Below are 13,802 nucleotides of genomic sequence, written 5' to 3' on the forward strand. Positions count from 1 at the left end.
AGGTCCTTCCCTCACGGAGTTCGCAAGGAAAGGACCTTTCCGGGGGTTGAACTCGATTACCTCTTGCGCTTGCCCGACGGACGGCCCTTGTGGGCCTTCTGGTTCCGGGCGGGGACGCTCGCCGCGGCGGCGTACGCCTTCTCCTTGCGGAGTTCGGCGGCCAGGGCGTCCTCGTCGTTCGGGTCGAAGTCGTCGTCGCGCTCGGCGGCCTTGCGGGCCTGGTTCGCGCGCCGCGCGGCGACCCGGTCCGCCTGCTGGCGGAACTTCGGGTCACGCATCTTCAGGTCCACCAGCAGCGGGGTGGCCAGCGCGACCGACGACAGCACACCGACCAGGGTGCCGGTGAGCTGCACCAGCGCCAGGTCCTGCAGCGTGCCGGAGCCGAGCAGGATGTACCCGACGACGAGCAGGCCGAGAATCGGCAGCATCGCGATCAGCGCCGTGTTGAACGACCGCATCAGCGTCTGGTTCAGCGCCAGGTTGGCCGCCTCGCCGAAGGTGCGGCGGGTGAGCCCGAGCAGACCGCGCGTGTTCTCGCGGACCTTGTCGAACACCACCACCGTGTCGTACAGCGAGAACCCGAGGATCGTCAGCAGACCGATCACCGTCGCCGGCGTGACCTCGAAGCCGATCAGCGAGTACACACCCGCTGTCACCACGATGTCGTGCAGGAGCGAGATCAGCGCCGCGGCGGCCATCCTGACGTCGAAGTACAACGCCAGGAACAGCGTGACCGCCAGGAGGAACACCCCGAGCGCGATCAGCGCCTGCCGCGAGATCTCCCCGCCCCAGGACGCGCTGACCGCGCTGTCGCTGATGGCCTGGACACTCGGCTGGCCGCTGCTTCCGATCGGGCCGAGGTCCCGGAACAGCGCTTCCTTGATCTTGGCGACCTCGCCGGCGTCCAGGGTGTCCGAACGGAGCTGGATGGTCGACGAGGCACCGCTGCCGACCTTCTGCGCCTCGTCGGCCGGACGGCCGAGCGCGTCGGCGAAGACGTCCTTGGCCTGCTGTTCGGTGATCTGCCCGTTCTTGCCGTTCGCGGGCAGCTGGATCTGGGTGCCGCCTTCGAAGTCGATCCCGAAGTTGAAGCCCTTGATCCCCATCGACGCGATGCAGACCAGGACCAGCGCGCCGAAGAAGATGTACCAGCGCTTGCGCTTGCCGACCACGTCGAACGCGCCCGTGCCCACATAGAGGCGGCGGAAGATGCTCTCGCGCTTGCCCGCGGTGGTGGTGTTGTCGTCGACCACGGTCACGCCTCCTTGACGTTCGGGCGGCCGGCGGCCGGACGGGCCGCCTTGCGCTCCGAGCCCACCTGCTGCACGGCACCGAGGCCGAGGTTCTTGGGGTTGGACAGGAACTTCGACTTCGAGCGGGACACCATCGAGACCAGCGGGTGGGTCACGAGGTAGACCACGACGAGGTCGAGGACCGTCGACATGCCGAGGGTGAACGCGAAGCCCTTGACCTCACCGACGGCCAGCCAGTAGAGGATGGCGGCGGCGAGGAAGCTGACCGCGTCCGACGCGAGGATCGTGCGCTGGGCACGGGACCAGCCTCGCGGTACCGCGGAGCGGAACGTTCTGCCTTCCCGGATCTCGTCCTTCAACCGTTCGAAGTAGATGACGAACGAGTCCGCGGTGATACCGATCGCGATGATCAAGCCCGCCACGCCGGCGAGGTCGAGGGTGTACCCGATCCACCGCCCCAGCAGCACCAGCACCGCGTAGACCAGCGAGAACGACAGGGCGAGCGACAAGATCGTCAGCACACCCAGCAGCCGGTAGTAGAACAAGCAGTAGATGAAGACGATCAGGAGGCCGAGGCCACCGGCGATCAGGCCCGCCTGCAGCGACGCGAGACCCAGCGTCGCGGACACCGTCGTCGCGTCCGAGGACTCGAACGACAGCGGCAGCGAGCCGTACTTCAGCACGTCGGCCAGGTCCTTCGCCTCGGTCTGGCTGAAGCGGCCGGTGATCTGGGTCTGCCCGCCGAGGATCGCCGACTGGATGGTCGGCGCGGAGACGACCTGCGTGTCGAGGACGAACGCGGCCTGCTTCTGGACGTTCTTCGAGGTGAAGTCGCCCCAGATCCGGGAGCCCTCGCCCTTGAAGTTCAGGTTGACGACCCACTGGGAGTTCTGGGTGTCGTAGCCCGAGGAGGCGTCGGAGATCTCGGTTCCGGGCAGGAACTCCGGCTCCAGCAGGTACTTCATGGTGTTCTTGTCACCGCAGGCGACCAGCGGCTTGTCCGTGAGGTCATTGCCGACCAGCGGGTCCGACACCTTGGGGTCGCAGTTGAGGGCCGCGAAGGCCTTCTCGGCGGCCGCGGCCTGCTTCGCCTGGTCCGTCGAAAGCAGATCGGGGTTCTGCCGGAGACTCCGGGCCTCCTCGATCTCCTTCTTGGTCTGCTCGTCGGAGTCGCCCTGCTGCTGCGGCGCGCCGACAGCGCCACCGCCACCGTTGGCCGGGCTGCTCGGCGGGGCGCTCACACCCGGCGAGGTCGGCGGCGCCGAAGGCGTGCCCGAGGCGGGCGGGGCCGACGGCTGCTGAACCGGGGTCACCGGCTGCGACGTCACGACCTTCCGGAAGCCCAGCTTCGCGGTCTTGCCCAGCGTCTTGGCCTGGTCGCCCTGCTCACCGGGGACGGTGATGACGACGTTGCTGCCGTCGAGGACGACCTCGGTGCCGCTGACGCCGATACCGTTGACCCGGCGCTCGATGATCGAGCGGGCCTGTTCGAGGGACTCTCGCGGAGGGTCGCCGCCGTCGGGGTTTCGGGCGGACAGGGTGACCCTCGTGCCGCCTTGCAGATCGATGCCGAGCTTCGGCGTCGGCTTGCCGCTACCGGTGAAGAACACCAGGGCGTACAGCGCCACCACGATCAGGGCGAAGAAGGCGAGATAGCGTCCCGGGCGGAGATGCCCGGCCGGTGCGGCCACTGTGCTTCGGTCTCCTCGGACGGACTGGGTTTTTCCCCAATGGACTTGGCTGTTCACTCACTGGACGGGAGTCCGGCGGTACCGCGAACGAGCACGACTATGACGACGGACACGCACGCAGCACCGAGACACTACTCGGTGCTGCGTGAGCCCGGCGTTGGCCCCGCACCTACGAAAGTCTGGTGTCGGGGATGGCCTTACAACCGCTACTTCTTGCCGTGCTCCAGCGGAGGAGCGATCTGCGCGCCCGACTTCTCCTCGACGCGCTCGTCGTCCTTCGACTCGACGACCGGCGCTTCGACGACCTCATCGGTGTCGGTGGCGTCGTTGACGTCTTCGTCGGTCTCGACGACCGGCTCGACCTTCTCGCGGACGGCCTGGCGCAGCCAGGTGGTCACGACGCCCGGAGCGATCTCGAGGTCGATCGTGGTGTCGGCGGAAGCGTCGGCGACGGACGCGTAAAGACCGGAGGTGGTCATCACCCGGTCACCGGGAGCCAGGCTCGCGAGCAGCTCCTGCTGCGCTGCCGCCGCCTTCTTCTGCTTACGGGTGCCCATGACGAGCGGAATCGCCACAACGAGCATCAGGAGCAGCGGCAGCAATAACTGGTTCATGATTCTCCATTTCGAGCGGACGCCGCGCGGTGCGCTGTTTTGTCCGGTTTGGCGGGGTGTGCTCTCTCCGAGTGTGCCAGGTGCCAGCGGAAACTCCACCACCACCCGTCGTCACCACGGGCCTCGGACCGCGTGAACGGTCCGGTCAGTCCTGGTCGAACAGGGTCGGTCCGCCCTGATCGCCGCGCGTGGCGCCGGCCGGGACCGGCAGGCCGAGGTGTTCCCACGCGGCCGCTGTGGCGACCCGGCCGCGAGGAGTGCGGGCGAGCATACCGGCGCGGACCAGGTAAGGCTCACACACCTCTTCGACGGTGGTCGGTTCCTCCCCCACCGCGACGGCCAGCGTCGACACGCCGACCGGGCCGCCGCCGAAGGAGCGGACCAGCGCGGTCAGCACCGCGCGGTCGAGCCGGTCGAGGCCGAGTTCGTCGACGTCGTAGACCTCCAGCGCGGCCCGCGCGATCTTGCGCGTGACCTTGCCGTCGGCCCGGACTTCGGCGTAGTCGCGCACCCGGCGCAGGAGCCGGTTCGCGATCCGGGGTGTGCCGCGGGACCGGCGGGCGATCTCCGCGCAGCCGTCCCGGTCGATGTCGATGTCGAGGATCGTGGCGGCGCGGCGGGCGACGAGTTCGAGTTCGCTGTCGCTGTAGAACTCCATCTGGCCGGTGAAACCGAACCGGTCACGCAGCGGGCCGGTCAGCGAACCGGACCTCGTCGTGGCGCCGACCAGCGTGAACGGGGCGATCTCCAGCGGGATGCTGGTGGCGCCGGGCCCCTTGCCGACGACGACGTCGACACGGAAGTCCTCCATCGCGAGGTACAGCATCTCCTCGGCGGGACGGGCGATGCGGTGGATCTCGTCGATGAACAGGACGTCGCCGGGCGCCAGGTTCGACAGCATCGCGGCCAGGTCGCCCGCGCGTTCCAGCGCCGGTCCCGAGGTGATGCGGATGGCGGCGTTGAGCTCGGCGGCGACGATCATCGCCATACTCGTCTTGCCGAGCCCCGGCGGACCGGAGAGCAGGACGTGATCCGGCGGGACACCCCGGCGTCGCGCGCTCTCCAGGACGAGTTCGAGCTGTTCACGCACCCGCGGCTGACCGACGAACTCGTCGAGTTTGCGCGGGCGCAGCGTGGTCTCGACCTCGCGTTCGCCCGTCTGCGGCAGCGCCGAAAGCGTCTCGTCGTCGGCGTCGAATTCCGTCACGGCCTCATAGTCCATGTGGCCGGTTACCGCTTACGCCCGAGGGTGGCCAACGCGGCGCGCAGCACGGACGACGTCGTGTGGCCTTCGCCCTCGCCGAGCACCTTGTCGACGGCCTGTTCGGCCTGCTTGGCCGGGAAGCCGAGACCCGCGAGTGCCTCGACGACCTCGCCTCGCAACGCACCGGGCGCCACGACCGCGGGCGAACCGTCCGTCGGGCCCGCGAGCGCGGTGACCTTGTCGCGGAGTTCGAGCGTGAGCCGCTCGGCGCCCTTGCGGCCGATACCGGGCACCTGGGTGAGCACGGTGATGTTGCCTTCGACCAGCGCGGAACGCAGCTTGTCGGGATCGAGGACGGCGAGTGTCGCGAGCGCGAGCCGCGGGCCGATTCCGGAGACCGTCTGCAGCAGGCCGAACAGTTCGCGGGCGTCGGCGTCGGCGAAACCGAACAGCGTCAAGGAATCCTCGCGGACCACGAGCGCGGTGTGCAGCATCGCCTCCTCACCGCGGCGAAGCGTCGCGAGGGTGGCGGGGGTGGCCTGCACGGCGAAGCCCACTCCCCCGACCTCGATCACGACGTGGTCGAGACCGATGGAGAGGATTTCACCGCGTACCGAGGAGATCATCGAGCCGCTCCCTGCGTTTTGGCTTGTTTGGCCGCGGCGGCGAGCCTGGCCTTGTGGTTCTTGGCGATCTCGGCCGCCCTGGCCTCGGCTTCGGCGAGCCGGACCCGCATCGGCTCGCGCCACAGGTGGCAGATGGCGAGCGCGAGCGCGTCCGCGGCGTCCGCCGGATGCGGTTTGACCTCGAGACCGAGCAGCCGCATGACCATACCGGTGACCTGCGCCTTGTCCGCGCGCCCGGAGCCCGTGACGGCGGCCTTGACCTCGCTCGGGGTGTGGAACACGACCGGCAGCCCGCGCCGGGCGGCGGCGAGCGCGACGACGCCGCCCGCCTGCGCGGTGCCCATCGCGGTGCGCACGTTGTGCTGCGCGAAAACCCGCTCCACGGCGACGGCCTCGGGCTTGTACCGGTCGAGCCAGCGCTCGACGGCGTCGGAGATCCCCAGCAGCCGCACGGAGAGATCGGCGTCCGGCGGGGTCCGCACGACGTCGACGGCCACGGCGCGGACGGTGCGGCCCGTGCCGCCGTCGACCACTCCCAGCCCGCACCTGGTCAGACCGGGGTCGACCCCGAGTACCCGCACGCGTTTTCCTCCGCTCCGGCGAACATCAGTTCGAGATCCGAGGCTACCCGGAGCGGGCTCCGGGCAAGATGAGGACATGCCGAGTCCCGACGACTTCACCGCCCATCTGGGTCTCCAGCCGTTGCCCGTCGAGGGTGGCCGCTGGGCCCAGAGCTGGCGCGACGAAACCGCGTCCGCGATCTACTACCTGCTGGCGCCGCCGGAAACCTCGGCGCCGCACCGGCTGGACCGGCCGGAGATCTACGCGCACCACGCCGGGGCGCCGGTGCGGATGCTGCTGTTGTTCCCGGACGGAAGTGTTTCGCGGCCGGTGCTCGGACCGGACGTCGCCGCAGGTCAGCGACCGCAGGTGGTGGTGCCCGCCGGGGTGTGGCAGGCGTCGGTGAGCACCGGCGAGTGGAGCTTGGTCGGGACCGTGGTGGTGCCGCCTTATACGGACGACTGCGTGGAGTTCCGGTCCGCGGCGGCTTTGGCCGCCGAGTGGCCGGACGCGGCGGAGGACCTGGCGCCCTGGCTTGAGTGAGCGCTGGGGCTCCCGGGGGTCGGCGGCTGCGTTCGCCCAAGTACATGAAGGACCCCTTCCTTGCGTCTAGCGCCGTGAAGGGGGCCTTCATGTACTTGACAAGCGTGAAGGCCGAGTTCGTCCGGCTGAGCCGCGGAAAGGGGGCCTTCACGCGCGGCCGTTGTGGCGCGTGGTGCCGTTGAGGCCGAGGTGACGATCCCCGAGTCCGTGAAGGCCTCCTTCACTACCTTCAGGGTAGGTACGGAGCCCTTCACGGACTGCGGACGTCAGCAGAAGTGTCCTGGTACATGAAGGACCCCTTCCCTGCGCCCAGCGCCGTGAAGGGGTCCTTCATGTACTTACGACATCCGAACAGCGGTACCTCAGGGGCCGTCGACGCCCGGCGTCCAGCTCTCCGGGTCACCGGATTCGGTCAGCACCGGCTGGTACCGCGCGAAGCCCTCGGGCGCGTCCGCGTGCCACGGGAAGTGACCGTCCGGCGTGGCGACGATCAGTTGCAGCGCCGGGAAGTCCCCGTCCGGGTAGATCAGGAACGCGCTCCCGAAGTACTCGGGATAGTGCCCCTTCGCGACCCGTTCGAAGACCACCGGCGCGCCCTCGAAGAAATCGTCGTACTGCTTGCCGACCTCAAAGATCTCGCCGGCGGCCGCGCGGTCGACGTAGGCGTCGAGCAAGACCGGCCCCATGTGCTCGGGCAGTCCGATCACGACCGCTTCCGCGACGTTGTGCAACGCCCAGGCGCACGCGGTGAAGCAGAAGGGCGCTTCCTGCTCGTCGCCTTCGACCGCGATGACCGCGTTCCCTCTCGCCTTCGCCTGTCCCTCGATCCACTGGATGAGTTCGGTTTCTTCGGCGGTGAGGGCGTCGGCTTCGGAGGTCGTCACGCGCGACATTGTGCCCCACGCGAGCGCCCGCACCTAGCCCCGGGACCGATTTTCCGCGGCATGGCGGGAAAATCGATCAGCCGACCTCGGCCATGACCTCGTCCGAAACGTCGAAGTTCGCGTACACGTTCTGCACGTCGTCGCAATCCTCGAGCGCGTCGATGAGCTTGAAGACCTTCTTCGCGCCTTCGACGTCCAGCGGGACGCTGACCGACGGCAGGAACGTGAGATCCGCGGACTCGTACTCGAAACCGGCTTCCTGCAAGGCTTTCCGGACCGGGACGAGGTCGGTGGCCTCGGAGACGATCTCGAAGTTCTCGTCGAGGTCGTTCACCTCTTCGGCACCCGCGTCGAGTACGGCCATGAGGACGTCGTCCTCGCCGGCGTCACCCTTGGGCATGATCACGACGCCCTTGCGGTTGAACATGTAGGCGACCGAACCCGGGTCGGCGAGCGAGCCGTTGTTCCGGGTGAGCGCGGTCCGCACCTCCATGGCGGCGCGGTTCTTGTTGTCGGTGAGGCATTCGATCAGCACGGCCACACCGTTCGGGCCGTAGCCTTCGTAGGTGATGGTCTGCCAGTCGGCGCCACCGGCCTCTTCACCGGCGCCGCGTTTGCGGGCGCGCTCGATGTTGTCCTGCGGGACCGAGTTCTTCTTGGCCTTCTGGATGGCGTCGTAGAGCGTCGGGTTGCCGTCCGGGTCGCCACCGCCGGTCCGGGCCGCCACCTCGATGTTCTTGATCAACCGGGCGAAGAGCTTGCCGCGCTTCGCGTCCAGGTTGGCCTTCTTGTGCTTCGTGGTGGCCCACTTGGAGTGGCCGCTCATCTCTCCTCCATCTACTCCTGTGCCCGCCGCTGAGCACAGTGTCGGTTTTGCTAAGCCTGCCGCACGAGGTCGACGAACAGCCTGTGCACGCGTTCGTCCCCGGTGAGTTCGGGGTGGAACGACGTGGCGAGTACCGCCCCCTGCCGGACCGCGACGATCCTAGCGGCCGCGTCCTCGGAGCCCGGCATTTCGGGGACACTGGCGAGTACCTCGACCCCGTCGCCCGCCTTTTCGACCCACGGGGCGCGGATGAACACAGCGTGCACCGGGCCGCCTTCGACCCCGGTGAAGTCGAGGTCGGCTTCGAACGAGTCCACCTGCCGCCCGAATGCGTTGCGCCGGACGACGACGTCGAGACCGCCGAGTTGCCGCTGGTCAGGCCGCCCGTCGAGGGCCTGGCGGGCGAGCAGGATCATCCCGGCGCAGGAGCCGAACGCGGGCATCCCGTCCGCGATGCGCTCGCGCAGCGGCTCCAGCAGTTCGAAGGTCTCCAGCAGCCTCGACATGGTGGTCGACTCGCCGCCGGGCAGCACCAGGCCGTCCACTTCGGACAGTTCACCCGGGCGGCGGACCGGCAGCGCACGCGCGCCGGCGCGTTCCACCATCGCGGCGTGCTCCCGCACGTCGCCCTGCAGTGCGAGCACGCCGACCACCGGCCGTGCCCCCGTCGCGATCGCCACCCGACCTCCCGAAAGACCTTCCCCCTAGCTTAGGCGCTTCGGGGAACGGCCAGGTCAGGGGACCCCGGCCAGCCGCAGCAGGGCGGCGGTCGCGGCGGCCGCCACGACGACCAGCGCGAACGGCGCCTTGCGCCAGGCGAGCACGCCGCCGACCAGGACTCCCGCGGGCCGGGCGTATCCGGCGAACTCGTGTCCTTCGGTGAGCGCGGCGACGGCGACCAGCGCGGCCAGCAGGACGACGGCCGAACGCGCCATCAGTTTCTCGGCCTTGGGCGACACGGTGAACCGCGCCTTCAGCACCGGCCCGGCGAACCGGAAGGCGAAGGTACCGGCCGCGAGGACCCCGCCGGCGATGATCAGTTCCAGCGGGTCCATCAGTGCACTGCCTCGGGTTCGCGTTCGGCGGGTTCCTTGGCGGCCACTCCGGCCAGCACGCCGACCAGCGCGAGCAGGACCGGCAGCCCCGCGGGCAGGAACGGCGTCGTGGCCAGCGCGACGGCCACGCCGACGAGCACCGGCAGCCGGGCGGCACGGTCGCGCAGCGACGGCAGGACCAGCGCGAGCAGGACCGCCGGGAAGGCGGCGTCGAGCCCGAAGGCGTCGGTGTCGCTGATCGCGGTCCCGGCGTAGGCCCCGGCGAGGACGCCGAGGTTCCAGCAGACGAACAGCCCGATCCCGCACACCCAGTACGCCGCCTTGCGCCGCTCTTCGTCGCGCTGGGCGAGGGCGAACGCGACCGATTCGTCGATCATCAGGTGGCTGCCGACGATCCTCGATGACCACCGCTTCCCCAGGACGTCGCCGATCGCGAAGCCGAAGGGCAGATGCCGCGCGTTGGCGAGCAGACCCGCCGCGACGGCCGCCACCGGGCTGCCGCCGGCGGCGATGATGCCGACGAACATGAACTGCGAGGCCCCGGCGAAGACCAGGACCGAAAGGAGCATGGGCGCCCAGATCGGGAAGCCGGAGCCCACCGCGATCGCGCCGTAGGAGATGCCGACAATGGTGTCGGCGAGGCAGACCAGCCCGATGTCACGGAGAAGATCGCGCCCCAGGACACGAGTGGTTGTTCGCCATATCGAACGCATAGCGTCATACAATGAACGAACGCAGCCGTGTTCGTCAAGGCGAACGCAACGACCGATGGAGCGAACGCATGTCCCCGACCGCGTCCGACGGCGCACCACTGGACGTCATCGCCATGTCCCTGCGCCGGGAACGTGCCCGCACCGGACTGTCCCTCACCGAGGTCGCCAAACGCGCCGGCATCGCGAAGTCCACGCTCTCGCAGCTGGAATCCGGGACCGGGAACCCGAGCGTCGAGACGATCTGGGCGTTGTGCGTCGCGCTCGACGTCCCGTTCTCCCGCGTGGTCGAACCCGAACGCCCCCGCGTGCAGGTCATCCGCTCGGGCAGCGGGCCGACGGTGTTCGCCGAGCACGCCGATTACGCCTGCACGCTGCTCAGTTCCTGCCCGCCCGGCGCCCGGCGCGACGTGTACCTGATCCGCGCCGAGCCCGGGAAACCACGGCTCTCCGATCCGCATATGAGCGGCATCGTCGAGCACATCGTCCTCAGCGCGGGCCGCGCCAAGGTCGGGCCGCTGGACGAGCCGGTCGAACTGCTGCCAGGCGACTACATCTGCTACCCCGGCGACGTCCCGCACATCTTCGAGGCGCTCGAACCGGGCACGTACGGCGTGGAGATCGCCGAGTACACCTGATCAGGCCGGCTCCTTCTCTTCGGTGACCTCGGCGAGCTTCCAGCCGCCCTTCCGCCGCAGAACCAGGAGGTAGTAGGCGATGGACAGCAGGGCGACGCAGGCGGTGACGATCAGGCTCGGCCGCCCCACCGCAGGATCGAGCAGGTTCTGGTAGACGACGAACACCAGGACGGCGAGCGCCAGCACCGGCGCGACCGGGAACCACGGCATCCGGTACCTGGCGTGCGCGGTGGCACCGGTGCGCCTTCCGACGATCGCGCCGAGGCAGAGCGCCGCGTAGACCGCCACGATCGACGTGCTCGTCACCACCAGCAGCAGTTTCGGGTCGACGAAGCAGAGCAGCGCGGCCACCAGGCCCGTGCCGACGGTGGCCACCCACGGCGTCCCGAACTTCGGGTGCACCGCGGCCAGCGCCCGGTTGACCGGCCGGGGCCACGCGCGGTCGCGGCCGCTGCTGAACAACATCCGCGAACTGATCAGCACGATCGCCAGCACGGCGTTGATGATCGCGAGCGCGACCGCCAGCCCGAGCACCGTGTCGAGGGTTCCGCCGCCGCGCGAGTCGATGAAGTAGGACAGCATGTTCTCCGAGGCGAACAACGCGTTCAGATCGGGCGCGCCGAGCAGGACCGCGGTCACCGGGATCAGCTCGGCGAGCACCGTGATGCCGAGGGCCATCAGGATCGCGCGGGCGATACCGCGGGAGGCGTCCTGCGTCTCCTCGCCGAAGTACACCGCCGAGCCGTAGCCGTTGTAGGCGAAGATCGCGACCGACGTGGCGATCGCGATGGCGCCGACCGTGGCCGGTCCGCCGTCCGAGGCGACCGGATGGGCCAGCAGGTCGGTGAAAGAGCGTGCCGGGTTCAGCAGTCCGAGCGCGCTGACCACGATCAGCGCGAGGATCTCGATCGCCAGGAAGATACCGGTGACCCAGGCGTTGAGCTTGATGTCCAACACGCCGACGACGGCCGCGACCACACAGGTCACGGCGGCGATCACCGAGCCGGGTACGCCGGGCAGGAGCACGCCGAGGTAGGTGCCGACGCCGAGCGCGATCACCGCGACGATGAGCACCTGCGTGATGATCATCAGGCCGAGTACGGCGAACCCGGGCAGGCGGCCGAGAGTGCGGGTGACGATCGCGTACTCGCCGCCCGCCAACGGGAACGCCGACGCCAGTTCGGCGTAGACGAAGGCCATGAACACTCCGACCACCGCGGCCGCCACGAAGCTGTAGAAGGCGCCCGTCCCGGCCCCGGAGATCACCCCCGGCGCGATGATGAAGACCGACGAGGCGGGGCTGATCGCGGAGAGCGTGATGAGCAGCGTGCCGAGGGTGCGCAGACCGCGGCGCAGGGCTGGAGTGGACACGGCCGACCTCCTACAAGGTGGGTTCCTTGAATCTCCTTCGAAAAACCGTTGAGCACGCATCAAAGGCCTTCGGCCGTGTGACGTCAAGGGTTGATCGCGTACAACGCTTGCGTTTTTCGAACGAGATTCGAAGAATGGGGGCATGGCGAGACCCAGCAAGGCGGCGGAGCGACGGACCGAACTGATCGAGGTGGCCAGACAGGCCGTCCTCGAACGCGGCGTGCTGAACCTGCGGCTGAGGGACGTCGCCGAGGGCGCGGGCCTGTCGCCGGGCTCGGTCCTGTACTACTTCCCCACCCTCGCCGACCTGCTCCAGGAGGTGCAGCGCGAGGCGGTGGCGCGATTCTGTTCGGCGAGGGAGCTGGCCGCGGGCGCGAAGACGACCCCGTCCGGCCGGCTGCTGGCGATGATCCGCAGCGGCCTGCCGACCGGTCCCGACGACGAACTCTGCGTGCTGCTCTACGAACTCGGCACGATCGCCCGCCGCGATCCCGTGTACGCCGCCCGGCACATCACGCTCTACGAGCAGCAGGTCCGGATCTACACCGGAATCCTCGAAGCGGGCGCCGCCACCGGCGAGTTCACGCTGACCGCGGACGCGGTGTCGATCGCGCGGAACCTCGTCGCGCTGGAAGACGGCTACGGCCTGCACCTCACGCAAGCCGTGCCGACGCTGGAAACCGCCACCGCCGAGGCGATGTTGCTCTCCTATGCCCGCACAGCAACCTCGAACCCCTTGGAGGACCGTCCATGACCCGCGCCCGCGACCTGGGTGTCCCGCTGCCCGGCCGGACCGGCGAGCACAACGCGCTCACCGACGTCCCCGGCGTCGAGATCGGTTTCACGACCCTCGTCGAAGGCGAATCGGTGCGCACCGGCGTCACCGCCGTCCTTCCGCGTGGGCGAGCGGATTTCGCCGTGCCGTGCGCGGCCGGGACGTACGCCCTCAACGGCAACGGCGAGATGACCGGCACCGCGTGGCTGGCCGAAACCGGTTCGCTGACCCTGCCGGTGCTGATCACCTCCACGCACGCCGTCGGCGCGTGCCACCGCGGCACGATCGACTGGGTGGTGCGGGAACGGCCCGACGTTGCCGCCGAATGGCTGCTGCCGGTGGTCGCCGAGACCTGGGACGGCTACCTGAACGACAGCACCGCGCCGACGATCCACAGTGGACACGCCATCGCCGCGATCGACGCCGCGCGAACAGGTCCGGTCGACGAGGGTTCCGTCGGCGGCGGTACCGGGATGACCTGTTACGGCTTCAAGGGCGGCACCGGCACGGCCTCCCGCGTCGTGTCGTACGGGGACGACGAGTACACCGTGGGAACGTTGGTACAGGCCAACTTCGGCTCGCGTCGCGAGCTCACCGTCGCGGGCGAACACGTCGGAGCCGAACTCGGCGCCGACAACCCGATGGAGGAGGACTGGGCGGCGCCGTCCGGCGCGGGTTCGGTGATCGTGCTCGTGGGTACCGATGCTCCCCTGCTGCCCGGCCAGTGCACGGCTCTCGCCCGCCGTGTCCCGCTCGGCCTGGCCCGCACGGGCACCGCGGGTTCGCACTTCTCCGGCGACCTCTTCCTCGCCTTCAGCACGGCGAACCCGGGAGCGCTCACCAGCCGGTTCCCGCGGACGGAGGCTGCGGAGTACGAAAGCATGCGCTTCATCCCGTGGGGCAGGCTCGACCCGTTCTTCGAGGCCGTGGTGCAGGCGACCGAAGAGGCGGTGCTCAACTCCCTGTTCGCGAACGAGGAGATGACCGGTCACCGTGGCCACCGGGTCCCCGCACTCCCGACGTCACGTTGGCGCGCCTAGAAGCGGGCCTG

General features: G+C 69.3%; 16 protein-coding genes. 4 read left to right on the forward strand and 12 right to left on the reverse strand.

What is annotated here, in order from left to right; translation table 11 throughout:
• Positions 1-56 precede the first annotated feature (56 nt).
• From secF to ruvC, 6 genes are all read right to left on the reverse strand, one after another.
• On the reverse strand, positions 57-1,259 hold the full coding sequence (gene secF, locus ACZ1DY_RS24585) for a protein translocase subunit SecF (RefSeq protein WP_257486232.1): 1,203 nt from the start codon (positions 1,257-1,259) through the stop codon (positions 57-59).
• Positions 1,256-2,944: a protein translocase subunit SecD gene (gene secD / locus ACZ1DY_RS24590; RefSeq protein WP_465480980.1), complete on the reverse strand. Its 1,689-nt coding sequence runs from the start codon at positions 2,942-2,944 to the stop codon at positions 1,256-1,258. The genes secF and secD overlap by 4 nt, the downstream gene beginning before the upstream one ends.
• Positions 2,945-3,150: 206 nt before the next feature.
• Entirely contained in the window at positions 3,151-3,558 is a 408-nt protein-coding gene (yajC, locus tag ACZ1DY_RS24595) for a preprotein translocase subunit YajC (RefSeq protein WP_465480981.1), read from the reverse strand.
• 145 nt (positions 3,559-3,703) lie between these two features.
• Entirely contained in the window at positions 3,704-4,780 is a 1,077-nt protein-coding gene (gene ruvB / locus ACZ1DY_RS24600; protein ID WP_126734611.1) for a Holliday junction branch migration DNA helicase RuvB, read from the reverse strand.
• Positions 4,781-4,788: 8 nt separating this feature from the next.
• Positions 4,789-5,388 carry a Holliday junction branch migration protein RuvA gene (ruvA, locus tag ACZ1DY_RS24605; protein ID WP_125683140.1) on the reverse strand — a complete coding sequence of 200 codons (600 nt, stop codon included), beginning with the start codon at positions 5,386-5,388 and terminating at the stop codon, positions 4,789-4,791.
• Entirely contained in the window at positions 5,385-5,969 is a 585-nt protein-coding gene (gene ruvC, locus ACZ1DY_RS24610; protein WP_126734613.1) for a crossover junction endodeoxyribonuclease RuvC, read from the reverse strand. The genes ruvA and ruvC overlap by 4 nt, the downstream gene beginning before the upstream one ends.
• Positions 5,970-6,045: 76 nt before the next feature.
• On the opposite strand from ruvC, the gene ACZ1DY_RS24615 reads away from it, so the two are divergent.
• Complete coding sequence (locus tag ACZ1DY_RS24615) at positions 6,046-6,492, forward strand: cupin domain-containing protein (RefSeq protein WP_465480982.1); 447 nt, start codon at positions 6,046-6,048, stop codon at positions 6,490-6,492.
• Between the two features lie 362 nt (positions 6,493-6,854).
• Here the strand turns inward: ACZ1DY_RS24615 and ACZ1DY_RS24620 are convergent, their stop codons facing one another.
• From ACZ1DY_RS24620 to ACZ1DY_RS24640, 5 genes are all read right to left on the reverse strand, one after another.
• Positions 6,855-7,385: a DUF4262 domain-containing protein gene (locus tag ACZ1DY_RS24620; RefSeq protein WP_465480983.1), complete on the reverse strand. Its 531-nt coding sequence runs from the start codon at positions 7,383-7,385 to the stop codon at positions 6,855-6,857.
• Between the two features lie 67 nt (positions 7,386-7,452).
• Positions 7,453-8,202 (reverse strand): YebC/PmpR family DNA-binding transcriptional regulator, encoded by a 750-nt coding sequence (locus tag ACZ1DY_RS24625; RefSeq protein WP_016334762.1) that lies wholly within the window; start codon positions 8,200-8,202, stop codon positions 7,453-7,455.
• Positions 8,203-8,252: 50 nt separating this feature from the next.
• Entirely contained in the window at positions 8,253-8,882 is a 630-nt protein-coding gene (gene pdxT, locus ACZ1DY_RS24630; protein ID WP_306856020.1) for a pyridoxal 5'-phosphate synthase glutaminase subunit PdxT, read from the reverse strand.
• 54 nt (positions 8,883-8,936) lie between these two features.
• Positions 8,937-9,257 carry an AzlD domain-containing protein gene (locus tag ACZ1DY_RS24635; RefSeq protein WP_007034928.1) on the reverse strand — a complete coding sequence of 107 codons (321 nt, stop codon included), beginning with the start codon at positions 9,255-9,257 and terminating at the stop codon, positions 8,937-8,939.
• Positions 9,257-9,970 (reverse strand): AzlC family ABC transporter permease, encoded by a 714-nt coding sequence (locus ACZ1DY_RS24640; protein ID WP_465480984.1) that lies wholly within the window; start codon positions 9,968-9,970, stop codon positions 9,257-9,259. The genes ACZ1DY_RS24635 and ACZ1DY_RS24640 overlap by 1 nt, the downstream gene beginning before the upstream one ends.
• A gap of 68 nt (positions 9,971-10,038) precedes the next feature.
• Here ACZ1DY_RS24640 and ACZ1DY_RS24645 point away from each other — a divergent pair, with 68 nt between their 5' ends.
• Positions 10,039-10,605 carry a helix-turn-helix domain-containing protein gene (locus ACZ1DY_RS24645; RefSeq protein WP_034308044.1) on the forward strand — a complete coding sequence of 189 codons (567 nt, stop codon included), beginning with the start codon at positions 10,039-10,041 and terminating at the stop codon, positions 10,603-10,605.
• On the opposite strand, the gene ACZ1DY_RS24650 is transcribed toward ACZ1DY_RS24645, so the two are convergent.
• Entirely contained in the window at positions 10,606-11,976 is a 1,371-nt protein-coding gene (locus ACZ1DY_RS24650; RefSeq protein ID WP_465480985.1) for an APC family permease, read from the reverse strand.
• A 142-nt stretch (positions 11,977-12,118) separates the two neighbouring features.
• Between ACZ1DY_RS24650 and ACZ1DY_RS24655 the strand changes: the two genes are divergently transcribed.
• A complete protein-coding gene (locus ACZ1DY_RS24655; RefSeq protein ID WP_126734619.1) occupies positions 12,119-12,730 on the forward strand; it encodes a TetR/AcrR family transcriptional regulator in 612 nt (203 codons plus the stop codon).
• On the forward strand, positions 12,727-13,791 hold the full coding sequence (locus tag ACZ1DY_RS24660; RefSeq protein ID WP_465480986.1) for a DmpA family aminopeptidase: 1,065 nt from the start codon (positions 12,727-12,729) through the stop codon (positions 13,789-13,791). The genes ACZ1DY_RS24655 and ACZ1DY_RS24660 overlap by 4 nt, the downstream gene beginning before the upstream one ends.
• Positions 13,792-13,802: the final 11 nt, after the last annotated feature.

The organism is Amycolatopsis sp. PSD-21, assembly GCF_055561455.1.